Source organism: Peptoclostridium acidaminophilum DSM 3953, from assembly GCF_000597865.1.
In the GTDB taxonomy this organism is placed as follows: domain Bacteria; phylum Bacillota; class Clostridia; order Peptostreptococcales; family Peptostreptococcaceae; genus Peptoclostridium_A; species Peptoclostridium_A acidaminophilum.
The window spans coordinates 418,492-442,809 of the sequence record NZ_CP007453.1; the positions used below are offsets into that span (position 1 = coordinate 418,492).

Genomic DNA, 24,318 nt, shown 5'->3' on the forward strand with positions numbered 1-24,318 from the left:
CTTTATATTTTTTTATATAAAAATTAAATATAGTATTTTCTTTAGTATAATCAATATTAGGATTTATTAAAGATATTTTTGTTATCTTCCATCATCTTACTTAAATTAAGATGATGACTGATTTTATATCTTTACTTAACATCCTTTTATGATTATATTGAGATAAATAGTATATTTAATTGATATTAGATAAATACCCGCCAAGCAATGCTTTAAACACAATATATAATAAAATATTAAATATATTTATACAATAATTTTGAAAGGGTGATGTGAATATGTATTATGAATCGATTGGCAAGGTAAATACTAAATCAACAGTAGACCTTGCGATAAAGGCGGCAGGAGAGAAAAACATCAAAAATATTGTCGTGGCTTCTTCCAGCGGCGACACTGCAGGGCTTTTCAAGGATAGGAATGACATCAATGTAGTATGTGTGACTTATGTAAATGGATTCTCAGAGCCGGGCAAAAAATCAATGCAGCAGGAAGTCAAGGACGAGCTCGAAGGCGTGGGCATAAAAGTGCTGTCTACAACCCATGTACTTAGCGGCGCCGAAAGAGGCATAAGCAGAGCCTTTGGAGGGACTTATCCGGTGGAAATAATGGCAAACACGCTCAGGATGCTTGGCCAAGGCGTAAAGGTATGCGTAGAGGTGTCTGTAATGGCGCTGGATGCCGGGCTTATACCATATGGAGAACCGATTATTGCAGTGGCAGGTTCAGGCAAGGGGGCGGACACAGCTGTTATAGTCACTCCTTCACATGCAAGCAGCATATTCGAAACAAAGATCAATGAAATAATTTGCAAGCCGTCATACTATACAGAGAAATAGGAAATTAATGTGCAATACTATGTAATTCGGAAAACTTCCGGGAATATAAACGAGGGCACGGCAAACTGCCTTGGCAGTATGCCGTGCCCTCGTTTTCAAATCATGACAGCAAAATCCTGTCATCCATGAGCTCTTTTTTTCTCTCCTTCGAGTAGTAGGTCAGCAACTCTTCTACAGTCATATTGCTGCGCTCATCACCCTTTATATCCAGAATGATTTCGCCTTCATCCATCATAATAGTGCGGTTGCCAGTAGAAAGTGCGGATTTTATGTCATGCGTTATCATCATCGTCGTGATTTTTGATTCAGCAACAATCTCAGTAGTTATTTTAAGTATTTTCTGGGCTGTAGCCGGGTCGAGGGCTGCCGTATGCTCATCAAGAAGCAGTAGTTTGGGTGAAGCTATTGTACACATAAGAAGCGTGACAGCCTGCCTTTGGCCGCCAGAGAGAGTCCCTACCTTTGTTTTCATCCGGTATTCCAAGCCCAGATCTAATGAGGAGAGCAGTTCCCTGAAATGCCAGGAATCCCTCTTGTTCAAGGCAAAAAAGCTCTTCTTGGCCTTTCTGGTATACGCTAGCGCCAGGTTTTCCTCTATGGTCATGGATGGGGCAGTGCCTTTCATCGGATCCTGCATGAGCCTTCCGATGTCAAGCGCCCTTTTATAGTCCGGATCTGCGGCGATATTATTGGCGTCTAGAATTATGGCGCCCTTGTCAATATAGAAGGCTCCGCCTATGGCGTTAAAGAGCGTTGACTTTCCGGCGCCGTTTGAGCCGATTATTGTGACAAAATCACCCGGGTCCAAATGGAGGTTTACAGAGTTTAGGGCTTTTTTTTCATTCACTGTTCCGGGATTAAAGGTTTTAGTTACGTTTATCAAATCGAGCATATTATTCCAAACCATTTTCAGTCAAATGGTTCTTGACCTCCCTTCTGATTTTTTTCTGCTGCCTGTTTGCTTTTATTGCAGGCCCTGAAAGAGCTACCATTACAATAACAGCGGAAATAAGCTTCAACGAATATGAAGGGAACAAGTCTATTTTCAAAGCAAATGCCAAGATTATCCTATAAATGATGGAGCCCACGGCCGCTGAAACGAGTCCGATGGTAACGCTGCGCTTTCCAAATACAGATTCGCCTATGATTACTGACGCCAGACCGATTACCACCATGCCGCTTCCTGAGCCAACATCTGAAAAAAGCTGATACTGGCAGATCAAAGCCCCTGAGAGGGCTACGCAGGCGTTGCCCATTGACAGTGCGATGCATTTGGAAACATTGGCATTTATGGATGAGGAGCGAACCATGTCCTCGTTGTCTCCTGTTGCACGTATGGCAAGGCCAAACCTTGTCTTAAAGGCTACAGCCAGAATGAGTGTCATTAATATGCATACTGCCAGGGCAAGAAGAGTCCTGCTAATATCGACCGGAGCTCCAATTAAAGATTCTGCCGCAGTAAAAAAAGTCTCATTGCCGACTACGGACAGATTGGCCTTGCCGCCCATAATCCCAAGGTTAACTGTATACAGACCTGTCATCACGAGGATTCCCGCCAGTATGGGATGTATGCTGAGCCTTGTCTGGAGCAGGCCGGTTGCCAAGCCGGCTAATGCGCCGGCAATTACAGCAATGAATAATGCAAGGAAAGGATGGCCACTTATAGTTACAACGGCAGCACAAGCCATACCGAGTGAAAAGCTCCCGTCGACAGTCAGGTCCGGCAAATTAAGTATTCGAAATGTTATATAGATTCCCAGGGCCAATACGGCATAGAGCAGACCAAGCTGTATGGAACCGATAAGTAATGTCATAGCAAGCATCCTCTCTTATGATTTCTATTATTTCTTTTCTTCTATGATTACGAATTTTTCCTTCAAGGCTTCAGGTATTGTTATGCCCAGTTCATTGGCAGTTTTCATGTTGATCATGTTTGAATATTCGGCTATCTGTTCAACTGGATTTTGAGCTATTGTTTCACCGTTTACGATACGCACTATCATTGCGGCAGTCTGTTTTCCAAGCACGGTGTAGTCAATTCCAACCGTGGCCAGGGCGCCGTCGGCAACCATTGAATCGGCTCCAGCATATATTGGAAGCTTGGCGGCATTTGCAACCTGAAGGTAGGTAGGCATAGCCGAAGCTACGGTGTTGTCATTAGGAGTAAAGAAGGCATCCACCTCGCCAACGAGGGAAGAAGCCGCCTGCTGCAGATCAGTTGTTCCTGTTATTGTAGCCTCTTTGTATTGTATTCCGTTCTTATCGCAGTAATCCTTTGCCCTTTCAATTCCCGCTGTAGAGTTTATTTCGCTGCTGTTGTAAATAAAGCCGAAGACCTTTGCATCTGGTGTAAGCTCGGCTGCGAGCTTGAAAATGTCCTCTATTGCTATAGAATTCGAAACCCCAGTAATATTGCCTGTTGTTTCCTCGAATGACTTCACAAGACCTGCCTCTATAGGATTGCTGACTGCCGAAAAAACTACAGGCACTGTTGTAGTGGAAGCCATAGCAGCCTGCGCTGTCGGTGTTGCGATTGGAACGAGCATATCCACGTCATCACTTAGCATGTCCTGCATGATTGAAGGCAGAAGGTTCATGTCGCCGTTGGCGTTCTTGAACTCGATTTCAACCTTGCCACTCATACCCAGCGCATCCAGTTCAGATACTATTGTTTCGCGAATCTGGTTGAGCGATGGATGATCCATTGGCTGTATTATAGCAATTTTATACACATCATCCTTAGCCGGTTCCTCCTTCCCTGCACATCCTGCCAAAGTTCCCAAAGCCATGCATCCTACGAGTAAAAGCGATATAAATTTTTTCATAGTATTTCCCCCTCTAAATAAATTTTTATAAACAAAAAAACTGCCCTTACCATAAGGACAGTTGACATCTGATTTGCCACCTTAATACATTGAATATGAGCTATACTTCCGATTGGAAGAACAATTCTCATAAAGCGAAAATGCCAGCACATTTCCTGTTGTTAACGCCAACACACGTCTCGGCTACTAGATTCAAGAGTATACATGAATCTTTCACCTCGCCCTCAATGGTCCATTTGCCAAACAGCATCTCCGCAAGGTTTCCAGCATCCCCTGCTCTCTATAGGCGCTTATAAAGGCTTTATATCCACTTCATCAGTTTGATTAGATTTATTATAATTACAGTATGTATAATTGTCAAGCAATTAGAGGAAAATTGTCGGAATATTTTGACTATATGTGCGGTGAAATGCAGGAAAAAATAGTTCTGAAAACAGTTTAGTTCAAGGCGGGTATGGATATATTCTTAATATGCATCATTTTTTTAACTTGATACTAACAATTTTACTAGATGATGTGGCGTAAAGGGCAATATAATTCTAGTTGAAGTTGCTTCACACCTACCATTTTGATTTTTTGTGTTTCCGAAGGGAAGAGAGGAGGCTGCAATATGTCAGTTGTTAAGGTTATTGAAATTCTGGCAGAATCGAATGAAAGCTGGGAGGCTGCGGCGCAAGCGGCAGTAACAGAGGTTTCCAAGACAGTGAGAAACATCGAATCTGTATATATTGAGAATATGCAGGCGATTGTAAAAGACAGCAAGATTGTTAAGTACCGCGTTAACGCAAAGATTTCTTTTTTAGTAACAGATTAGGAACAGACAAGCTATCCCCTGGGCATATAACCAGGGGATTTTTTTAGGAGGAATCATGCTAAGAGAGGGAATTTATGAAGAAATAATAACTGAAAAGATAAAAAGTGACATTGAAGCTCTCGAAATTGCCGATTTTGAAGTGTGCAAGGAGAGTTTGGACGTGGAGGAGGCACGAAAAACACTTTCCGCATACATCTCGGCTGTCACGAGAATGGCTCTCAAGTATGTAAGGGACAGCAGCTCAGACGATCGGGAGGCGCTACTTCTGCAGATTGCCACATGCAACGATGTTATTTCTACTCTCAGCGAAAGGCTTGAGGAAGACGAGTTTGACTCACTCAAAATAGGGGAGGAAGGAGAGGTCCTGACATCGATATATTCAAGGCTCAACAGCATAAGAGGGCTTAGAAATAAAAGGCAAGTAAGGCCTGTTACGCCTCTTTCAGAGAGCTCTCTGTTTACAGGTTCTCACTATGAGCCCAGCATGCTAGAGGAGCTCAAAAAAGAGATCGCAACATCTGATTCTATAGACATGCTCGTCTCGTTCATAAAATGGAGCGGCCTGAGATGCATAATAGAAGAGCTTAAGGATTTCACGGAAAACAGAAAGGGCAGGCTCAGAGTAATCACAACCTCGTACATGGAGGCCACCGATTATAAGGCTGTGCTCGAGCTTAGCCGCCTCAAGAACACAAAGGTCAAAATTTCGTACGATACAGACAGGACTCGACTTCATGCCAAGGCTTACCTGTTCAAGCGGGAAACTGGATTTTCAACAGCCTACATAGGATCGTCGAACATCTCGAATCCTGCTCTCACCTCTGGGCTTGAGTGGAACATAAAGGTGACTGAAAAGGACTCCTTCGACATACTCAGAAAATTCGAGGCTACATTCGAGAGCTATTGGAACGACAGTGAATTCGTGCACTTTTGCGGGGGAAACGAGGAGGAGGTACAGAGGCTGAGAGCGGCGCTGAGCAAGAATCGTCAAGGCCGTGACGATTCATACGTTGAATTCGACATACAGCCCTATCACTACCAGAAGGAGATGCTTGAAAAGCTTCGGGTGGAGCGCGAGGTGTTCGGCAGGTACAAAAATTTGCTGGTGGCGGCAACGGGAATCGGCAAGACTGTGATATCGGCCTTCGACTATAAAAGATTCAGGCAGGCCAGCAAGGCGTCTTCTCGCATACTGTTTGTGGCCCACAGAGAAGAAATATTAAAGCAAAGCCTAAGGACATTCAGGGTGATTCTAAAGGATCCAAACTTCGGGGATTTGCTTGTCGGAGGCAGCGTACCTGAGGAGATAGACAACCTTTTCATAAGCATACAAAGCTTCAATAGCACAAGGCTGTATGAAAGGACATCTGAGGACTTCTATGACTACATAATAGTTGACGAGTTCCACCATGCGGCAGCAGAGTCTTACCAGAAGCTGCTTGGCCATTACAAACCCAAAATACTACTTGGCCTTACTGCCACTCCTGAGCGTATGGACGGTAAAAATGTGCTTGAATACTTCGAGGACACAATAGCGGGTGAAATGAGGCTTAATGAGGCCATAGACAGAAAGCTCCTGTCTCCGTTCCAGTATTTTTGCGTTTCAGACACTGAAGACCTTTCAAGGCTCAAATGGGGCAGAAGAGGCTACGACATCAGAGAGCTTGAAAATGTATATACTTCAAGCAAGCTCAGAAGCAAACAGGTCATAAACAGCCTGAAACGGTATGTGGCTGATATAAACGATGTCAAGGGACTTGGATTCTGCGTAAGCATAGAGCATGCAAAATACATGGCAGATTTTTTCAATAAGGCCGGCATACCCTCTGTTGCGCTTTTTGCGGGAGTTGAAGCAAGTGTTAGGACTGATGCCAGGCAAATGCTCTCAAGCGGAGAAGTAAAGTTCATATTTGTAGTGGACATGTACAATGAGGGAGTTGACATACCTGAAATAAACACTGTGCTCTTTCTGAGGCCAACAGAAAGCCTTACAGTTTTTGTGCAGCAGCTTGGAAGGGGTCTTAGGCTGTCAGAGGGAAAGGATTGCCTGACTGTACTCGACTTTGTGGGACAGGCCCACAGAAACTACAGCTTTGAAGAAAAATTCAGGGCGCTTACAGGTAAAACAAAGCATTCCGTCAAGCACTACGTTCAGAACGGTTTTTTCAATCTCCCGAAGGGATGCTACATACAGCTTGAAAAGCAGGCAAAGGAATACATACTCAGAAACATAAAGGAAAGTTCCAGCAGCCGAAAGAATATTGTGGAAAAGATACGGTGCTTTCGCGCTGATACAGGCATGGAGCTAACTCTGGCTAATTTCCTTAAACACCACCACCTGTCAATATATGATTTTTATGGCAAAAATGGCGACAGAACGCTAAGGAGGATGATGGTCGAGGCGGGAGTTAAGGAGGATTTCAACTATGAAGCCGAAATGGTCATAACAAAGAGGCTCCCAAGCCTTTTTCATCTGAATTCAAGGCGGCTCTTGGAATTCCTTATAGCTTATTTGGGCGGATGGCCTGCAGACGTGGAAGAGAAGAGGCTGATGCTTTCAATGCTTTATTATTCTTTCTACAACTCGCATCCGAATGCGGAGGGACTTGGCAGCATGGAGGAGGGGATAAGGATGATACTCGAATGCTCTGAAATGAGGGAGGAAATCCTGGACATTCTCAATTACAACTACGAGAATATGGACATTGTTGAAATAGAAAGCAATCTGGGATTCGAATGCCCGCTCGGTGTCCACAGCAGCTATTCGACTTCGCAGGTGCTTGCGGCCCTTGGATATTTCAATGAAAGCAGCAGTCCGGCCTTTAGGGAAGGCGTAAAGTACTTTGCCGACAAGAAGCTCGACATATTCTTCATCACCCTCAACAAGTCGGAAAAGGATTTTTCGCCGTCGACGCTTTATGAGGACTATGCCATAAACGACAGGCTGTTCCACTGGCAGACACAAAGCAGGACAGCCGAGGGAAGCGCTACTGCCAAGAGGTATATAAACCACAAGGCCACGGGAAACCGCATAGCTCTGTTTGTTAGGGAATACAAGACTGAAAACGCCTATACGTCTCCCTTCGTGTTCCTTGGAGAGTGCGACTATGTAAGCCACTCAGGGAGCAGACCCATGAGCTTTGTCTGGAGGCTTAAGCATGACATGCCGCCTATGTTTGTCCCAAAGGCGAACAAGAGCATACTATAAGCAGAAAGCTGGAGAGATTGTTAGTCTTTCCAGCTTTTGCATATTGAAATCAGGTCACGGTAAGTGATTTTACTCGAGCTCAGACTTTTTCTTTTTGAATTCCTCTTCATCAATAGCTTTCATTAATAGCTTTCATTCTTTGTGGATTTTCATGCCAAATATTATATAATGTATTTACAATAAGCTTATATTGATATAATTATTATATGCAGCGTAACAACCGCAAGACAAAGGAGGAATAAGCATGCTATTTGAACAGCTAAATCCGCACTCCTGCAAAACATACCTCATAGCAAATGATGACAATTCAGCGGTGATAATTGATCCGGTCATTGAACATTTCAAATTTTATATCGAGCTGTTGAAAGAGAGGAAACTGAAGCTGACACACGTGATTGACACCCATACCCATGCGGACCACATATCAGCAGGCTCGGCCCTCAGGGATGCGACGGGGTGCGAGTATGTTATGCACGAGAACGCTCCGTCAAAATGCGTAAGCATACGTGTAGAGGACGGGGATGTATTGAATATAAGCGGCATGGAATTCAAATTCCTCTACACGCCGGGACACACAAAGGATGCTGTGAGCATAATCGTTGGCGACAAGCTGCTTACTGGTGATTTTCTTTTCCTTGATGATGGCGGCGCAGGGCGAGACGACCTTCCGGGAGGAGATCCTGCAGACCACTGGGAGAGCCTAAAAAAGCTTGATGAGCTGCCGGACGAGCTTGTAGTCTATCCAGCCCATGAGTACAGAGGCAGGCAGCCGTCAAATCTGGGAACTCAGCGCAAGACTAATCCCCACCTCCAAAAGCGAAGCAAGGACGAGTTCATTAGATATATTGAAGACCTGCGCCTTGGACCTGCAGAGTGGATGAAGGATGTCCTGAAGGCAAACTACGCCTGCTCGCAGGATCCCAACGCTGCATGGATACCTTTAGATATTGCGGCCTGCGAAATAAAGGGTACAATGGAGGAGGGCGTAAACGAGACTGAGGTGGATTATATTTCAGCGCACGAGCTCAATGAAAGGATTCGCGAGGGTCTGCAGGATACGCTGCTTGTGGACGTCCGTGAGGAAGACGAGCTTGAAGGCCCATTTGGCCATATTGAAGGGATTCACAATATTCCAATCGGCGAGCTGGCAATGAAACAAAGGGAGCTTCAAAGCTTTAAAAATTCCAATATTGTAACTGTTTGCCGCTCAGGGGCGAGAGCTACAACAGGAGCTCAGATACTAAAAAAGGCCGGATTTGAGAAGGTATTTGTGCTTGAAGGCGGCATGAAGGCCTGGAGAGAACACGGGTTCTAGAACTCAATAAAAAGCGCTATGAAATATACATTACAATCCAGAAAATATAATTGCTAAGACGAAGGAGAAAAAAATGCTTAATATAACTTCACGCATAGACAAGTTGCCGACTACACCTATGCTCAAAAAAATACTATTCTGGACAGGCATAGGCTGGATGTTCGATGCAATGGACCAGGGAATGGTGGCTGGAGTAATGGCAGCAATAGGCAAGGACTGGGAGCTTACCACCGGGCAGCTTGGGCTTCTTGGAAGCTCGGGTATGCTTGGAATGGCGCTTGGAGCTGCGCTCTCAGGCATGGCTGCCGACAGATGGGGAAGAAGAAAGGTAATAATGTGGACTCTTATCATTTACGGAATTGCCAGTGGGCTTTCAGGCTTTGCCACAAGCTATCCGATGCTTCTGGCGCTGAGATTCCTTACAGGCTTTGGACTGGGAGGCGAGCTGCCTGCGGCGTCCACGCTTGTCAGTGAATATTCGCCTACAAAGGACCGTGGGCGGAACGTAATAATACTTGAAAGCTTCTGGGCTTGGGGCTGGATAGCGGCCGCTCTTGTGGCGTATCTAATGATTCCGGTTTACGGCTGGAGGACTGCGTTCTGGGTGGGCGCACTCCCGGCGTTGTTTGCGGCGTACTTTAGGAAGGTTGTTCCCGAGTCTCCCCGTTATCTTGAATTGACAGGAAGAATCAAGGAAGCCGACGAGCTTGTTGGAATAATGGAAAAGCAGGCCGGCATCAGCTATGAATCTGGAATAACGGCCAATGAGAATTCAAACCAGCAAGGCAATGGCCGGATTACATTTGCAGACTTGTGGTCGAAAAAGTATATAAGGAGCACTGTTGTCCTTTGGGTGATATGGTTTGGAATCAACTTTGGCTATTATGGCTTTGTGCTCTGGACTCCTTCGCTGCTAGTTGACAAGGGCTTTGACCTTGTCAGGAGCTTTGAGTTTACACTTATAATGTGCCTTGCCCAGCTTCCTGGATATTTCAGCGCTGCTTACCTGGTTGAAAAGGTGGGAAGGAAAATGGTGCTTGCTGTATACTTTGCGGGCACAGCTCTTGCGGCCTGGCTGTTTGGCCATGCGGGAAGCAGCCTTGAGGTCATAATATATGGAAGCCTACTGTACTTCTTCAGCCTGGGAGCCTGGGGCTGCGTGTACGCATACACTCCCGAGGTTTATCCTACGGTAGCCAGGGCGAGCGGAACCGGCTGGGCTTCGGCCTTTGGTCGTCTTGGAGCCTTTTTGGCGCCCTTTGTAGTGCCGGTTGTCTACAAGTCCTTCGGCACACAGGCTGGCTTTGGCTATGTGTTTTTAATGCTTACGGCTGTATTTGCTACTGTAGCATTAGTAGTTGCAGTCTTTGGAAAAGAGACCATGGGCAAGTCCCTCGAGGAGATAAGCATTCATATGTAAATTGGAAATCGAGTAATTAAAGAAGAGTCCCTTATATCCGGGACTCTTTTTTGCTGGCTTGGATTTTTTTGCTACTTTGCAATATCTCCTATCATTTCAAACACTGCCTCTGCAAGAATCCTATGTGACTGCATGTCAATATGCTCGCCGTCGAGCTTGCTCGAGCTTATAATGCTGCCAGCATCAAGCAGGTGGCATTTGTCTTCCAGCAATCTTTTGAACTGCCTTGATAATCCAAGGCTTTTTTCTCTGCCCCCTTGCGAGTGGGAGTCTTCGTCGTCAGTCGTTTCGGTGGGCGGCGGTATTATCACTAGAATTTCTGGAGACTTCATATCCGGCCCGGCGCAGCTTGAGCTGGCAATTTTCACTAGAGTTTCAACGCCCTTGGCAACATCGACGGCCTCAAGCGAGAAGCGGTGCTTTAGGTCATTAGTGCCTAGCATTATCACGAGAATATCGACAGGCTTATGTGATGCCAGGCATGTGAGCAGGAACCTCTTTCCGTTTCTGCACTCGAGGGATATAGGATCGTCCCACACGGTAGTTCTGCCGCATAGACCCTCAGCTATAACCTCATATGAGTCTCCGAGCATGTTCTGGAGAACGCCTGTCCATCTTACATTCTTGGGATACCTGCTGCCATTTTCGGGATTCATGCCCCAGGTATTTGAGTCACCGTAGCAAAGAACTGTTTTCATCATTGCCTCCTGTAATAAGTATTGATGCAATTATAACAAATCCTGCTAAAACTATAAACACTTACAACAGATAAGGCAAATCGTTGCTAGCACTATAAATTTCCCGGTTTTCTGCATATAAGTTGCGGGTGAAGGGTAAAAAATATCTTGAAGGCACAGAACATTGAATAATCAGGAGGTCAAAACCTATGAAAAAAATAGAAACCGAGTTTTCAGTAAGAGACGGAGGACACTACTCCCCGGGGATGGTATATAATGGTGTGCTTTACATATCAGGGCAGCTGTCGATTGATCCAAATACCGGAAAAAGACCCGAAGGGGGCGTAAAGGCGGAGGCGAGGCAGGCGCTTGAAAACCTCGACACGGTTCTTAAGGCAGCCGGGGCATCGCGCGACAATGTCATCCAATGCAGGGTCTACATTCCGGATGTCTCCTACTGGCCGGACCTGAACGAGGTATATTCGGAATTCTTCGGCAGCCACAAGCCTGCCAGGATAGTAGTGCCGTCAAACAACCTCTACGGCGGATGCCTTGTTGAAATTGAAGCGATAGCGGAATGTGAGGAGGATTAGCAATGAAATATTACGAACTGGATACGCCGGCGCTGCTGATTGATAATGAAATCATGACAGAAAACTGCCGCTTAATGCAAAAATATGCAGACAAGTACAATGTCGCCCTAAGGCCTCACAGCAAGACTCACAAAATGTCGAGGCTTGCCCGCATGCAGGAGGAGATGGGGGCAAAGGGTATTGCCGTTGCGAAGGTCGGAGAGGCCGAGGTTATGGCGGCAAACGGACTGAGGGACATATTCATAGCAAACGAAATCGTTGGCGACATCAAGCTTAACAGAATCAAAAAGCTATCTGAAACGGTAAACATATCATTCGGCCTCGACAGCATAGCCCAGGCGGAGATGGTCGAGAGGGTTTTTGAAGGCAGCAAAAGGCCTGCGCACGTGCTAATTGAAATAGAGGTCGGTGAGGAGCGCTCGGGAGTCATCGATAAGGAGGACTACATAGCTTTGCTTAAACACCTTAAGGGATGCAACAACATTTATCTTAAGGGGATATTCTCGCACGATGGTAACTCCTACGCCGCCGAAAGTATAGAGGCGTGCAGGGAGATTCACCTAAGGAGCCAGGAGAGAACCCTTAAATTTGCAAAAATTGCTTACGAAATGGGCTTTGAGCTCGAGACCGTAAGCATTGGCTCGACGCCTTCAATGCTCCACGACTTCCCTATACTTGACGGAGTTACTGAAATAAGGCCGGGAACGTATATCTTAATGGACGCCTCACAGGCCAGCGTAATAGGCAGCCTGGAGAGGTGCGCCGCTTCTGTTCTTACAACAGTCATAAGCCTTCCGACTCCAGAAAGGGTGATAACTGATGTGGGAGCAAAGGGCATAACAGCCCAGACTAGAAGCAAGGGCATAACAGCCACAAAGGGACTAGGGCTTATAAAGGGGTGGCCCGAGGTGTCAATTTTCGACGTTTTCGACGAGCATGCCATAATATACAACAAAGAATTCCACGACGCCCTCAAGGTTGGAGACAAGGTGGAAATAATACCAAACCACATATGCCCGGTTGTAAACCTTCATGAAACCGCATATTTGATTTCCAATGGCGAAGTGGTTGAGGAGATACCTGTCGATTGCAGAGGCAAGCTGAAGTAGAATATTAATGAAGAAAAAGGATGATAGCTATTTGTATACGTATGGGAGGATAATCTAATGAAGCTCATGAAGTTCAATACAAGGACAATGCTTACAAGCATGGTTTTGATGGCTGTGCTGATTGTTGCAGGTTGCAGCAGGACACCAGAAAATATGATTAAAGAGGAAAAACAGGTAACTGAAACTGGAACAGGGGATGCGGCGGAAACGCCCGATGTGGACGGCGGCACAGACGGCCAAACGAAATGGCCGGAAGATATCCCATCGTATGTGCCGCGTCTTCCGGGTGAGATCTACAGCATAGCGGAGGAAAGGGAGGAGGGTATTGTTACCTATTCGATTTTTCTGAAAAACGTGACCGGCGTAGACATGGACTCATATGCCGATGCTCTTTTGAAGGAATCCCCTGACTGGAGTATTCTCAGCAAAACGGAGCTAGATGACGGCTGGAACCTGAAAGCCATAAAGGAAGGCGGAGAAAATGACACTGGATTGGTGGTATCACTGACTGATGCAGGCAAGGGGGTCTTCCAGGTGTCCTTCCCATTGGAATAGAATTCGGTTGCCCATTGGTAAGAAGCGGGCAAAATGAGGACGGTCAATTGGACAATGTCATTAATTTAAGGTTCAAGAAAGAGTTTTGTGTTATGAATTGACACAAGGCTCTTTTTTTATGAAAGACATTGGGATTTTTGAATCCTTCTTTGATGTCTTATAGTTTTCAGAAAAGTCTGAATATTTACAATCATTTACATTTGCTCCCTCCTGTGTTAAAATTGTGTCATGGTGAGGCACGCAATAAAATAGAATGTCTGCTTGAAAAGGCAGGCATGAGTAGGCCCTAGGGGCGAGTAGAAGAGTGCCTTGCAGATGTAGACACACTTAAAATTACAAATCTTAGGAGGATGGTAGTATGGTTAGGAAACTCATATCTGTTTTTTGTGCTTCAATTCTTTTGTCCACTTCTTTAATGGCTGGCTGCACTAAGGCATCGGGCGATTTGTCAGCTTCAGAATCCAAAACTTACAAAATCGGAATTTCACAGATTGTTGAGCACCCTGCCCTTGACGATGCAAGAAAGGGAATAATTGACGCGCTCAAGGAAGAAGGCTTTGTGGATGGGGAGAACCTGGAAATCGACTTTCAAAACGCCCAGGGCGACATGCCAACAGCCCAGACAATCGCTGACGGATTCGTTTCAGCCAAGAAAGACTTGATTGTTGCCATTGCCACGCCATCAGCGCAGGCTGCGGCCAATGCTACAAAGGACATTCCCATAGTATTTACTGCAGTGACCGATCCCGTAGCTGCAGGTCTTGTAGCTGCTCTTGAAAAGCCCGGTGGCAATGTGACAGGCTCAAGCGATGCGGCGCCTATGGAAAAGCAATTCGAGCTTGTGAAAACTCTGGTTCCTAAAGCTAAGAGGATGGGAATCATATACAACACAAGCGAGGCCAACTCAATTGCACAGGTGGACAAGGCCAAGGAGCTTTCTGCCAAATTCGGCTTAGAAATAGTAGAAATAGGAATAACAACGGTAAACGACATCGATCAGGCACTTAGCTCGGCAAAGGGGGAAATTGACGTGCTCTATACTCCTACAGACAATATAGTTGCATCGGCAATGCCTCTAATAGCCAACAAGTGCATCGAAAACAAACTTCCTCTTATAGGAGCAGAAGACGCCCATGTCAAGAGCGGAGCCCTAGCCACAGAAGGCATAAGCTACTATAACCTGGGACTGCAGACAGGCAAAATGGCAGCCAGGATACTAAAGGGCGAAGCGGCGCAGGACATGCCTGTAGGATTCCTTGAGAATACAGAGCTTTCAATAAATGACGAGACTGCCAAGCGTATTGGGCTAGATATACCAGAGAGTCTTAATAAAAAGTAATCAAATCAAATATAAATCAAATTCTAAAGGCGCATTCGTATTGCTGAGTATAAACAGAGATATGAATGCTCCTTTTTCGTTTTTGAATCATCTGCTAGCTGATCCGCTGTATTTATACGGAGAAAGTGACTGAATCCTTTACATATAAAAGGATGCATGTTAAAATCATTTAATAATAAGACGCTTTAAGTGTAGGGCCTGATATTATATGCAGGCTTTTGTAGGCCCTGGGGGCAAGTAGAAATGCGTCTTATCAGCAGCAACAATCCTAAAAATTCAAATCTCAGGAGGATGGTAGTATGGTTAGAAAAATCGTATCTGTTTTTTGTGCTTCAATTATTTTGTCCACTTCGTTAATGGCTGGCTGCTCTAAGGCTCCAGCTGATTCTTCAGCTTCAGGAAGCAAAACCTACAAAATAGGCATTACGCAGATTGTAGAACACCCTGCCCTTGACGATTCAAGAAAGGGCATTATTGACGCTCTCAAGGAAGAGGGTTTTGTGGAGGGTGAGAATCTCGAAATTGATTTTCAAAATGCCCAGGGCGACATGCCAACAGCCCAGACAATAGCCGAAGGCTTTGTGTCGGCAAAAAAAGATATGATAGTGGCTTTATCAACACCTTCATCGCAGGCGGCTGTAAATGCGACAAAGGAGATCACAATAGTATTTACTGCAGTAACTGACCCGGTAGGCGCAGGTCTTGTAGCTTCACTTGAAAAACCAGGCGGAAATGTAGCGGGAATAAGCGCTGCCGCGCCTACGGAAAAGCAGTTCGAGCTTTTGAAAACGCTAGTGCCGAATGCCAAGAAGGTGGGCATATTATACAACACAAGCGAGGCAAACTCAATTTTCCAGGTGAACACAGCCAAAGCGATTTCAAGCAAATTCGGAATCGGAATAGTTGAAATAGGCATAACATCATCAAACGACATTGACCAATCCCTAAGCTCGGTCATGGGAAAAATCGACGTTCTCTATACGCCAACTGACAATATCGTATCATCTTCAATGCCCATGGTAGTCAATAAGTGTATAGAAAACAAGCTGCCGTTGATAGCTGCAGAGGAAGCTGCAGTCAAAGCCGGCGCACTTGCCACAGACGGTATAAACTACTACAATCTTGGACTGCAGACAGGCAAAATTGCAGCTAGGATACTAAGGGGTGAAGCGCCACAAGATATACCTGTAGGAGCCCCTGAAAATACAGAGCTTGTGATAAATGAAGAGACTGCTAAGAGCATAGGAATAACAATTCCGGAAAGCCTTAGGAAAAAATAAATATTGCAGACTTGTTTTAAAATAAGCTTCGCATAATATACAAAACGGCTCCCTTGAGGCATGAACCGACCCCCAAAAGTTAGACCTAAAAATCTAACTTATTGGGGTCACATCAATTCCCAGGGGAGCCGTTTTTAAATATTATTTTCATTAGAGTTAAGGACTGATATCTGTTCGTTTAGTCTGATATCTTTCGAACTTTTGAGAAAAATTGCAAGAATTGCAGCCAGCAACGGTATCAAAAACAGAAGCTGCATAGCAGCATCAATGCCAAATATGTCAGCGTATCGCCCAACGAGAGATACGGCAAGGCCGCCTATGCCGACAGCAAAACCCATGCTAAGGCCTGAAGCCAGGGCAGTGTTTTCAGGGATGAGCTCCTGAGCCACAACCACTGTTACTGAAAACGACGATAAAAGAGCCATGGTGCCAATTCCAAGCAGTATGAACGAAACAGGCCCCGAGAGCGCAAAGAAACCGTAAAACGCTGCAGAAGCCAGGAGCATCGAGAAGAACATGAGCGGCTTTCTTCCGAAGCGGTCTGATATATAGCCGCCGATAATGCCTCCAACAGAACCGGCTGTAAGAGCAGCAAATATAAGAGAGCCTGTAAACTGCGCCGAAAAATTTCTGGATAGAAAGTATATTGGAAGCAGTGTCATGAGTCCCGTATGCACGACCGAGCGAAGGACTACAATGGCAATTAGCTTGAAAAGCTCTGAATTTGAGGAGTTTCCGATGCTTTTCAAAAGCAGCCCTAGCTGTGGGGCATCCTGCTTTTTTGATGTCTCGATTCTGGGTGCATAAAAATATAGCAGCATTGCGGCAAGCAGTCCCGGGAATATAGCCACCCATGTATATTCGACGCCATAGTTGCTGAAAAGAGGCAGAAGAAGCATGGGGCTGATGGCGAGTCCCAGATTGCCCATTGCAATGAATGCTGACATAACAAGTCCCTTGTTGTTTCTGCTCGACATGCCGACCATTGAGGCGGCCTGAGGGTGGAACGCGGCGGTACCCATGCCTGCCGCTGCCGCAACCAGCATTAGAAGCGCCGTATTTGAGATATAGCCGGTCATGCTCAGCAGCACAGCCATCCAGAGCGTACCAATGTGCACAAACCATCGTTGTCCTCTTTGGTCGATGAGATAGCCAAAAATCGGCTGAGCAATTGATGAGCTTATAGTAAACGTTGCTATTATAAGAGTTCCGGCTGATACCGACAGCTTATTGCCGAGTATAAGCACGGCTGTAAGCTGGGGCAGGAAATTTGCATACATATCGTTCATCATGTGGGCGAAGAAAAGTATTGTTATAGAGGCTATGCCTATATTTTTGTTGTTCATAATATCTCCTTGCAACCAAATAGTGCCTTATAAGAATGTGTTAGGGGAAAAATCCTTCAAAAAAATTGTACTACATATACTCGAAATTGGATACATATAATATATAATATACTGCGGGGGGTGAGATTATGGGGATGCCAATTACGCCCAAAAGCCGCGCCGGCAAATGGGCTGCTGAATTCAGCATTGTTTTTATTATTTTGATGTCGCTCAAGATTATGCGGGAACTTCCGATTCCGACATTTTTAATCGCTTTCTTGGGGTTTGCAGGTTTTATTAATGGACTTATTGCCATTATAAGAAACAAAGACAGAGCTCTGCTGACGTTGCTATCCATACCGGTTGGTCTAGTGATAATAATATGGTCAGCGCTTGAAATGATGTTTCCTCACTGATCCTCAGCTCAGAAAGGAAAAGTTCTAAGTTAAAAAAAAGTCCGCATAAGCGGGCTTTTTTTATACAAGGTGGAATTCATATATAAATAAATTTTATAAAACATTAATATTGTATGCAATAAACTTATACTGGCCGCATTCTGTTTACTATTAATACTGTTTTTGATACCCTATACTAGGTATATTGTTACTAGGATTTCAAAATACATAGTGGAGGAGAATGCATACAATGAAAAAAGCAAAAAAACACATTCTTTTGCTTGCCGCACTTATACTTGGAATGCTGACATTCGCAGCATGCGCCAAGGAAGAGCCGCAGCAGGAGACTAATGGACCAGCAAAAGCTATATCAACAGAAGATCTCAAGGGAAAGCTTGAGGACGATTCGTATGTAATAGTGGATACCCGTATAAACGACGCCTTCAACGGCTGGAAACTTGACGGCGTGAGCAGAGGCGGCCACATAGAAGGCGCAGTTGATTTTTCCGCCAACTGGCTGAAGGTTGAGGCAAAGGATAAGGACAAGGTGCTTGACGAGGCGCTGAAGACAAAAGGGATAAGCCTTGATAAAAATATAGTGCTTTACGATGCAAACGGCAAGGACGCGCTTGAGGTTGCCAACTACCTGAGCGAAAAGGGATACAAGAACCTGTATACTTACGATGTCAAGGAGTGGGCGAAAGACAACAGCCTGCCAATGGTTAAATACGACAACTATCAGATGATAGTTCCGGCAAGCGCAGTTAAGGATATAGTTGACGGAAAGACGCCTGAGAGCTTCGAGGCAGGCAAGAAAGTGAAGATAGTTGAAGCCAGCTGGGGTGAGGAGGATACATCTTACGCCAAGGGACACGTTCCTACAGCATTCCACATAAACACTGACCTTATTGAGCCGCCGCCGGCATGGATGCTTGCAAGCGACGAGCAGCTAACTCAGTTTGCCAAGGACTACGGCTTCACAAAGAACGACACAGTCATAGTTACAAGCGAAGCTCAAATGGCAGCATACCGCGTAGCGCTAGTGCTCCGTTACATGGGTGTTGAGGATGTCAGGGTGCTCAACGGCGGACTTGGAGCCTGGACTTCTGCCGGCTATGATGTTGAAACTGCAAGCAACAAGCCGACTCCAGTGAGCGATTTTGGGGCAGTGATACCTGCAAATCCTGACCTTGTTGACACTATGGAGGAGACAAAAGCTGGACTTGCAACTCCAGACAAGTTCACTCTTGTAGACAACAGAACATGGGAAGAGCATATAGGAAAGACTTCTGGGTACAGCTACCATGACAAGATGGGACGCATACCTGGAGCAGTTTACGGCTATGCAGGCTTAGGCGATTCAAACTCGCTTCAGTACTACCGCAACATTGACAATACAATGAGAAACGCCGATGAAATTGCGGCTATGTGGAAGGAAGCTGGCATCGACACAAACAAGCACCTTTCATTCCACTGCGGCAGCGGCTGGCGTGTTGCTGAAATACTTGTATACGCCAATACAATGGGGCTAGATAACGTTTCAATATACAGCAACGGCTGGATAGAGTGGAGCAACAACCCAAGCAATCCAATTGAAACTGGAGAGCCTGCAAAATAGAAAGATGTGAGAAAGAATGAAAAGAGTCGAATTTAAAAAAGCGGTCTATATTGCGGCTGCGACAGTGCAGATGGTCCTTGTGGCTGCGGTCGTACAGCTTAGCAATCTTACGACGAAAAAGGCTGGTGTAATGCACCATGTGTACTTTATGAAGGATAAGTACGCCCAGGGGATATACTCTCCGGCAAACCTCAGGCTGCAGAGCATAGCGATTATTGCCGTTTCAGCGGTTGCAGTGGGACTACTAGCCTTTGCTGTCAGGCGAAAAAAAAGCAGATTTTTAAAAATTCAGGCAGGCATTGCAGCGGTAATAGGACTTGTCGCGTGGTATGTAATCAACAGTGGATTTTTCAAAAGCCTGCTGGCTTATCCATACTTCATTATGGTGTTTGAGATTGTCTTAGCAATACAAATGTTGATACTGATTGGTGTGAAATTTACAGCAAGAGACAGATATAATTAAAAAAGAACCCATATAGGCAACGACATTAACTTAAACTTATATAAAATGAGCAGCATCACTCCCAACAAAAAAGAGTGTTGCTGCTCATTTTGATTTTTGTGTTCAGGATGCATCGAAATTTTGAAAAGTCAGGCCCTATGCAGAATGCTCAGTTACAAATTCATCCTTGTCGCTGTACGCAACAGCTTTTTTCCCAAACAAGCTTATCACAAAACCTGTGACTCTGCCGGCAACGAACGCTATCGCAACTGTTGTAATTATTCCTATTATTTGAATGCCAGGGGTTCCAGCAACAAAAATAGCTGTCAGGCCGCCCAAAATGCCCGGCATTCCGTGAAGATTGTTGATCCCGCAGGTATCCGTGCCTTTTATAACTTTTTCAAGCTTTACAGAGAGTATGCTGTATCCGACTGTGCTGAGTGTGCCAGCTCCAATCCCTATAAGCATAGCGTATCCCGGCGTTGTCATGTCGCAGAGAGATCCTATGGCCACACCGCCGGCCAGTGCAGCATTAGCAATGTCTTCAATCTCAACCTTGCCGCGTATGATTGTTGAGAATATATATGTTGCCAATGTTGAGCCGCAAAGCGCAAATACCGTGTTGATTGCAGTAAGAACCACTTTGTCAGGAGTGACAATTGCGCTCGTGAATGACGGCCAGAAAAGCCACAGTATCATGCTCCCCAAAAGGCAGAACTGGTTGCTTGTGGAATCATTTTCACAGATGGGGTCGTTTTCGAATTTATGGATTGTATTAGCAATTACGCCGATTCCAAAATATGCAACGAACGCATGGATTACGACCGAACCGCCGGTGTCGAAAAATCCTTTGAAATAACCGCTTTCAAGAATGAGCCACTCGTTGAATATGTATGCCGGTATGAACAGCAGGCCCATCAACAGATATTGGTCCATCCTTAGGCGCCCGAGAGGAGCTCCCATTGCAATCAGAAGACTGGCTGCAGCAAATTCGGCGAAAAGAAAAGTTTTTATGTCCACGGTCGGCATAGCAAAGCCTTCGCCGCCGAAGCTTTTGATTAGCATATATGAAGGAATTGCAACGCTTACAGCAAGGAATGTCGCCGTGATTGAGCTATAGCCGTGCTTGCGTATGAAAGCCATAAGAAAACCGAAGCCCACCAACAGCATTGCAAGAATGTGGATTGAACGCCCATACTGCAATGTGTCAAGTATCGTTCCGTATTCAGATGGTGAATCGGATGCATTTGCGCCAGCGGCATTAATGTCGACTGCCTCCTGGACAAGGTTTTCATTGAAAGATGGAAGAAAAGCAACTGCAATGGCAATAATTATGAACAGAAAAAAAGCCAGGAGTGCTTTGCTTGGTGCAGAGGCCTGTTTTGATGCAAGTTGTTGCGCTTCATATTGAGGTTCAGATTTTGCTGCTTGAGACATTTGGTTACCTCCCTTAAATTTAATTTAATCAACCCTGCAAACAAATATGCAATGTCAGAAAATTAACCAAAGTCAAGCGGCTTTGATTATCGCAATGCCTGAAATATACAGATGCATGCAAAGCTATAAGGACAAACAGGGACTAAAAAAGAATAATTGTGTGATATATTTAACATAAACTGATATGTAATAATATTACCACCTATGCCAATAAAAAGGAATACAAATTTGAAAATAAATAGTTATATATGCACATCACTGCTTCTTACTTTAGAAAACTTATTGGTTAAAGCTGTCTTGCAATATGGTAGAATATAACTAAAAAACTAAATTATAAAGGAATGATGATTTATGTTGAATATATCTTTGAACCTGCAGAGTGTGCTTAAGAGGGAGATGTGTGTCCAGTAACTTATGCAGTCTCCCTTGAAACTTGGATTTATAAGAATCTGGAGGGCGATATATAGATGAAAAGTATAGATTTAAAAGACATAGGGCTAACGGAGGAAAATATTCAGGAAGCTTCAATGTATGATGAAAACCTTCACATAGCAAGGGTATCCGTGCAGCACAAGGACATTTACAAGGTTATTACAGAGGACGGTGAGTGCTTTGCCGAGATATCAGGCAAGATGCACTACGATGCGGAATATGCAAGCGATTATCCCGCAGTAGGCGACTGGGTGCTTGTGGACCGCACTAGCGACGAGCATGGCCATGCTATAATACACCATATACTCAAGCGAAAAAGCTGCTTTGAAAGAAAGATGGCAGGCACCGCCAAGGACTATCAGGTAGTGGCCTCCAACATAGATACCGTGTTCATTTGTATGTCCCTAAACAAGGATTTTAACCTGCGCCGGCTGGAGCGTTATCTTTCAATAGCCTGGGACAGCATGGCGACTCCTGTAGTGGTTCTGACAAAAGCCGACCTTTGCGACGACGTCCAAGGCAGGGTGCTTAAGGCGCAAAGCGTTGCAATAGGAGTGGACATACTTGTAACGTCCGGCATTGCAGAAGATGGATATTTGGATGTCAAAAGGTACATCTCAAAAGGGAAGACCATAGCCTTTATAGGATCATCGGGAGTCGGCAAGTCAACTCTCATAAACAGGCTGATGGGAGAGGAAATTCTCGTCACAATGGGTCTAAGAGATGACGACAAGGGCAGGCATGCCACGACTTTCAGGCAGCTGTTAATGCTTCCTGAAGGCGGAGTTGTAATCGACACTCCCGGAATGAGGGAGCTTCAGCTGGCTGCAGCCGACCTTGACAGGACGTTTTCAGACATAGAGGAGCTCGCACAGGATTGCCGTTTCAAGGACTGCCGCCATGAAGAGGAGCCCGGATGCGCCGTTAGGGAGGCCATAGAGCATGGCGAGCTTGATGCAAAACGCCTTGAAAGCTTCAAGAAGCTGCAAAAGGAGCTCAAGTACCAGGAACTCGACAGCAAACAGCGCGAGAATGAGAAGATAATGGACATGTTTGGTGGAAAAGGGGCAATGAAGAAAGCGCGTGATTTTGTGAAGCACAAGAACAAGCGCTAACAATAGCCTCAAATCAAACAAATAAGATAAAATATTAAGTAGTCAATTAAGGAAAAACCTCAAGTAGAAAAAGCCAGGGAGACCCGGCTTTTTTTTTGCAAATTAGCCTTTTGTGATGAGCATAAAAAAATCAAGGCCCTTGAAAGCCTTGATTTTGCTGGTGCAGGAAAAGGGAGTCGAACCCTCACGATATTGCTACCGCTAGAACCTGAATCTAGTGCGTCTGCCAATTCCGCCATCCCTGCATATTGAAATTTAAAATTTTGACAGTAAAATTTTATCAAAATAATCATCAAATGTCAACGCAAAGAATAATTGGATGAGCTTATTAAAGCATGTTCAGCCCGCTGTATTTAGCGAACTGTTTCAAATATGCAATCAAAGTACTTGAACTCTATGTCTAAGTCGCAGTCTTCTCCTGTAGTAAATGACCTATTGCCCAGAAGTTCAAGAAGCCTTTTGTGGTTTTGGTTTTCTCCAGAATTTAAAGTGAAATGCTCGTAGATGCTGAGCGTTTCGCTTACTGCATCATTAAATATTTCGACGAATGAAGAGTTGTATTCCACTGAATTTTCCCAAGGTAAGCGCCAGACTCCTTTTTTTAGATTGAGATAGTCCATTAGATTGAGATAGTCCAGGTTGTCAGATGTTTTCTGAGGGTATATAATGCTCGAAATTAGAGGGTACCCGCCTTTAATATGCTCTAGTTTTGAAATCAGAAGCCTTTTAAGACCGGCTGGGTCATCAAGCCTTCGCTGAATTGAGTACATGTCATTAATTGCGGTGGCTGCCTGAGATGCGGTGACATTATCTCCGTGCACATGGAGTATTACATGTTCGAACATCTCGGCTATGATTTTTGATTCATATTCGGAGACTTTTATTATTTCTGGGACATTCAGGCTATGCGGAGTCAAGTTCATTGTATTTTTTAGCATTATGACGTCAATAGTGGTTTCAAACAGCCTGTGGTAATACACATATTTCATGGCGTCATCCTGCTCGCTTCGCGCAAATCCGGTTTTATAATAAACATACGGATGAGCATGGACGTCTAGAATGTAGTGGCATATGAAACCAAGCAGATATGCAGACAAGATGTCTCTTTCTGGAGCGTCTTGGCCTTCAAGATATTCAAGCATTTGAGAAAATGTGGCTTTGATTTTTTTTCGGTGCAGCTTCTTTCCTATATCGGGAATGCCTTCGCTGTCTGCCCAGGGCCAGGCCCTGTAGTAGAACAGGAAGTCGGGCCCCTGCGTACCAAGGTTAAATACGCTTTGATGCCTTGATACAATTGATTTGATGTCTTGTGATTTTGTCTGCTTTATGGCCTCAAGGCCGCATAGGTAGTGCGTAATTATGCCCGGCATGGTATCCTGTCCTTTCGCGTGGTAATATATAATAAGCAATAAAATGATGTTTTATCAGCTGCCTTGAAAAAGGCTACATATACATTATACAGCTAAGCGGTCAGTTTGCCTCATAAGCTGAAGCTTTTTTTCAAAATTTCAAAGGGGCCTTTAAAAATGCTGAATAAGTACTTGGAAAGCGGTCTAATGGCACGAATACAGGCTATACAAAAG

General features: G+C 44.9%; 21 protein-coding genes and 1 tRNA gene. 14 read left to right on the top strand and 8 right to left on the bottom strand.

Translation table 11 applies throughout. The features are described from left to right. The first annotated feature begins 278 nt into the window (after window positions 1-278). Complete coding sequence (locus EAL2_RS12960; protein WP_025436783.1) at window positions 279-836, top strand: pyruvate kinase alpha/beta domain-containing protein; 558 nt, start codon at window positions 279-281, stop codon at window positions 834-836. 100 nt (window positions 837-936) lie between these two features. Here EAL2_RS12960 and EAL2_RS12965 read toward each other — a convergent pair whose 3' ends face one another. The 3 genes from EAL2_RS12965 to EAL2_RS12975 are packed head-to-tail and all read right to left on the bottom strand — an operon-like array spanning window position 937 to window position 3,661. Further along, the gene (locus EAL2_RS12965; protein ID WP_025436784.1) at window positions 937-1,728 is read right to left on the bottom strand and encodes an ABC transporter ATP-binding protein; all 792 of its coding nucleotides are present in this window, start codon (window positions 1,726-1,728) and stop codon (window positions 937-939) included. 1 nt (window position 1,729) lies between these two features. Continuing rightward, a complete protein-coding gene (locus tag EAL2_RS12970; protein ID WP_025436785.1) occupies window positions 1,730-2,650 on the bottom strand; it encodes an ABC transporter permease in 921 nt (306 codons plus the stop codon). Between the two features lie 27 nt (window positions 2,651-2,677). Further along, the gene (locus EAL2_RS12975) at window positions 2,678-3,661 is read right to left on the bottom strand and encodes an ABC transporter substrate-binding protein (RefSeq protein ID WP_025436786.1); all 984 of its coding nucleotides are present in this window, start codon (window positions 3,659-3,661) and stop codon (window positions 2,678-2,680) included. 610 nt (window positions 3,662-4,271) lie between these two features. Between EAL2_RS12975 and EAL2_RS12980 the strand changes: the two genes are divergently transcribed. From EAL2_RS12980 to EAL2_RS12995, 4 genes are all read left to right on the top strand, one after another. Further along, window positions 4,272-4,475 carry a dodecin family protein gene (locus EAL2_RS12980; RefSeq protein WP_025436787.1) on the top strand — a complete coding sequence of 68 codons (204 nt, stop codon included), beginning with the start codon at window positions 4,272-4,274 and terminating at the stop codon, window positions 4,473-4,475. 55 nt (window positions 4,476-4,530) lie between these two features. Further along, window positions 4,531-7,683, top strand: a complete 3,153-nt coding sequence (locus tag EAL2_RS12985; RefSeq protein ID WP_025436788.1) for a DUF3427 domain-containing protein — start codon at window positions 4,531-4,533, stop codon at window positions 7,681-7,683. Window positions 7,684-7,927: 244 nt separating this feature from the next. After that, the gene (locus EAL2_RS12990) at window positions 7,928-8,998 is read left to right on the top strand and encodes an MBL fold metallo-hydrolase (protein WP_025436789.1); all 1,071 of its coding nucleotides are present in this window, start codon (window positions 7,928-7,930) and stop codon (window positions 8,996-8,998) included. A 73-nt stretch (window positions 8,999-9,071) separates the two neighbouring features. Continuing rightward, complete coding sequence (locus tag EAL2_RS12995; RefSeq protein ID WP_025436790.1) at window positions 9,072-10,418, top strand: MFS transporter; 1,347 nt, start codon at window positions 9,072-9,074, stop codon at window positions 10,416-10,418. A gap of 71 nt (window positions 10,419-10,489) precedes the next feature. On the opposite strand, the gene EAL2_RS13000 is transcribed toward EAL2_RS12995, so the two are convergent. Next, window positions 10,490-11,116 (bottom strand): SGNH/GDSL hydrolase family protein, encoded by a 627-nt coding sequence (locus tag EAL2_RS13000; RefSeq protein ID WP_025436791.1) that lies wholly within the window; start codon window positions 11,114-11,116, stop codon window positions 10,490-10,492. A gap of 188 nt (window positions 11,117-11,304) precedes the next feature. Here EAL2_RS13000 and EAL2_RS13005 point away from each other — a divergent pair, with 188 nt between their 5' ends. From EAL2_RS13005 to EAL2_RS13025, 5 genes are all read left to right on the top strand, one after another. After that, complete coding sequence (locus tag EAL2_RS13005) at window positions 11,305-11,688, top strand: RidA family protein (RefSeq protein ID WP_041693219.1); 384 nt, start codon at window positions 11,305-11,307, stop codon at window positions 11,686-11,688. Window positions 11,689-11,690: 2 nt separating this feature from the next. Continuing rightward, window positions 11,691-12,797: a D-TA family PLP-dependent enzyme gene (locus EAL2_RS13010; RefSeq protein WP_025436792.1), complete on the top strand. Its 1,107-nt coding sequence runs from the start codon at window positions 11,691-11,693 to the stop codon at window positions 12,795-12,797. 57 nt (window positions 12,798-12,854) lie between these two features. Then, window positions 12,855-13,352 carry a hypothetical protein gene (locus EAL2_RS13015; protein WP_025436793.1) on the top strand — a complete coding sequence of 166 codons (498 nt, stop codon included), beginning with the start codon at window positions 12,855-12,857 and terminating at the stop codon, window positions 13,350-13,352. A gap of 358 nt (window positions 13,353-13,710) precedes the next feature. Next, complete coding sequence (locus EAL2_RS13020; RefSeq protein WP_025436794.1) at window positions 13,711-14,691, top strand: ABC transporter substrate-binding protein; 981 nt, start codon at window positions 13,711-13,713, stop codon at window positions 14,689-14,691. 299 nt (window positions 14,692-14,990) lie between these two features. After that, a complete protein-coding gene (locus EAL2_RS13025) occupies window positions 14,991-15,971 on the top strand; it encodes an ABC transporter substrate-binding protein (protein ID WP_041693220.1) in 981 nt (326 codons plus the stop codon). A gap of 134 nt (window positions 15,972-16,105) precedes the next feature. On the opposite strand, the gene EAL2_RS13030 is transcribed toward EAL2_RS13025, so the two are convergent. Next, the gene (locus tag EAL2_RS13030) at window positions 16,106-17,317 is read right to left on the bottom strand and encodes an MFS transporter (RefSeq protein ID WP_025436795.1); all 1,212 of its coding nucleotides are present in this window, start codon (window positions 17,315-17,317) and stop codon (window positions 16,106-16,108) included. Window positions 17,318-17,445: 128 nt separating this feature from the next. Here EAL2_RS13030 and EAL2_RS13035 point away from each other — a divergent pair, with 128 nt between their 5' ends. From EAL2_RS13035 to EAL2_RS13045, 3 genes are all read left to right on the top strand, one after another. After that, complete coding sequence (locus tag EAL2_RS13035) at window positions 17,446-17,712, top strand: hypothetical protein (RefSeq protein ID WP_025436796.1); 267 nt, start codon at window positions 17,446-17,448, stop codon at window positions 17,710-17,712. Between the two features lie 229 nt (window positions 17,713-17,941). Continuing rightward, on the top strand, window positions 17,942-19,309 hold the full coding sequence (locus tag EAL2_RS13040; protein ID WP_025436797.1) for a sulfurtransferase: 1,368 nt from the start codon (window positions 17,942-17,944) through the stop codon (window positions 19,307-19,309). Window positions 19,310-19,325: 16 nt separating this feature from the next. Further along, the gene (locus tag EAL2_RS13045) at window positions 19,326-19,772 is read left to right on the top strand and encodes a hypothetical protein (RefSeq protein WP_025436798.1); all 447 of its coding nucleotides are present in this window, start codon (window positions 19,326-19,328) and stop codon (window positions 19,770-19,772) included. 135 nt (window positions 19,773-19,907) lie between these two features. Here the strand turns inward: EAL2_RS13045 and EAL2_RS13050 are convergent, their stop codons facing one another. Beyond that, entirely contained in the window at window positions 19,908-21,188 is a 1,281-nt protein-coding gene (locus EAL2_RS13050; RefSeq protein ID WP_025436799.1) for an ammonium transporter family protein, read from the bottom strand. Window positions 21,189-21,655: 467 nt separating this feature from the next. Between EAL2_RS13050 and rsgA the strand changes: the two genes are divergently transcribed. Then, entirely contained in the window at window positions 21,656-22,735 is a 1,080-nt protein-coding gene (gene rsgA / locus EAL2_RS13055; RefSeq protein ID WP_025436800.1) for a ribosome small subunit-dependent GTPase A, read from the top strand. A gap of 158 nt (window positions 22,736-22,893) precedes the next feature. Here the strand turns inward: rsgA and EAL2_RS13060 are convergent. Continuing rightward, window positions 22,894-22,980: transfer RNA gene (locus EAL2_RS13060), tRNA-Leu, on the bottom strand. A gap of 108 nt (window positions 22,981-23,088) precedes the next feature. Next, complete coding sequence (locus EAL2_RS13065; protein WP_158408944.1) at window positions 23,089-24,144, bottom strand: zinc dependent phospholipase C family protein; 1,056 nt, start codon at window positions 24,142-24,144, stop codon at window positions 23,089-23,091. Window positions 24,145-24,318: the final 174 nt, after the last annotated feature.

Coding starts and splice junctions, on each gene's coding strand:
- EAL2_RS12960 (WP_025436783.1), top strand. CDS start 279: ATGTATTATGAATCGATTGGCAAGGTAAATACTAAATCAACAGTAGAC.
- EAL2_RS12965 (WP_025436784.1), bottom strand. CDS start 1,728: ATGCTCGATTTGATAAACGTAACTAAAACCTTTAATCCCGGAACAGTG.
- EAL2_RS12970 (WP_025436785.1), bottom strand. CDS start 2,650: ATGACATTACTTATCGGTTCCATACAGCTTGGTCTGCTCTATGCCGTA.
- EAL2_RS12975 (WP_025436786.1), bottom strand. CDS start 3,661: ATGAAAAAATTTATATCGCTTTTACTCGTAGGATGCATGGCTTTGGGA.
- EAL2_RS12980 (WP_025436787.1), top strand. CDS start 4,272: ATGTCAGTTGTTAAGGTTATTGAAATTCTGGCAGAATCGAATGAAAGC.
- EAL2_RS12985 (WP_025436788.1), top strand. CDS start 4,531: ATGCTAAGAGAGGGAATTTATGAAGAAATAATAACTGAAAAGATAAAA.
- EAL2_RS12990 (WP_025436789.1), top strand. CDS start 7,928: ATGCTATTTGAACAGCTAAATCCGCACTCCTGCAAAACATACCTCATA.
- EAL2_RS12995 (WP_025436790.1), top strand. CDS start 9,072: ATGCTTAATATAACTTCACGCATAGACAAGTTGCCGACTACACCTATG.
- EAL2_RS13000 (WP_025436791.1), bottom strand. CDS start 11,116: ATGAAAACAGTTCTTTGCTACGGTGACTCAAATACCTGGGGCATGAAT.
- EAL2_RS13005 (WP_041693219.1), top strand. CDS start 11,305: ATGAAAAAAATAGAAACCGAGTTTTCAGTAAGAGACGGAGGACACTAC.
- EAL2_RS13010 (WP_025436792.1), top strand. CDS start 11,691: ATGAAATATTACGAACTGGATACGCCGGCGCTGCTGATTGATAATGAA.
- EAL2_RS13015 (WP_025436793.1), top strand. CDS start 12,855: ATGAAGCTCATGAAGTTCAATACAAGGACAATGCTTACAAGCATGGTT.
- EAL2_RS13020 (WP_025436794.1), top strand. CDS start 13,711: ATGGTTAGGAAACTCATATCTGTTTTTTGTGCTTCAATTCTTTTGTCC.
- EAL2_RS13025 (WP_041693220.1), top strand. CDS start 14,991: ATGGTTAGAAAAATCGTATCTGTTTTTTGTGCTTCAATTATTTTGTCC.
- EAL2_RS13030 (WP_025436795.1), bottom strand. CDS start 17,317: ATGAACAACAAAAATATAGGCATAGCCTCTATAACAATACTTTTCTTC.
- EAL2_RS13035 (WP_025436796.1), top strand. CDS start 17,446: ATGGGGATGCCAATTACGCCCAAAAGCCGCGCCGGCAAATGGGCTGCT.
- EAL2_RS13040 (WP_025436797.1), top strand. CDS start 17,942: ATGAAAAAAGCAAAAAAACACATTCTTTTGCTTGCCGCACTTATACTT.
- EAL2_RS13045 (WP_025436798.1), top strand. CDS start 19,326: ATGAAAAGAGTCGAATTTAAAAAAGCGGTCTATATTGCGGCTGCGACA.
- EAL2_RS13050 (WP_025436799.1), bottom strand. CDS start 21,188: ATGTCTCAAGCAGCAAAATCTGAACCTCAATATGAAGCGCAACAACTT.
- rsgA (WP_025436800.1), top strand. CDS start 21,656: ATGAAAAGTATAGATTTAAAAGACATAGGGCTAACGGAGGAAAATATT.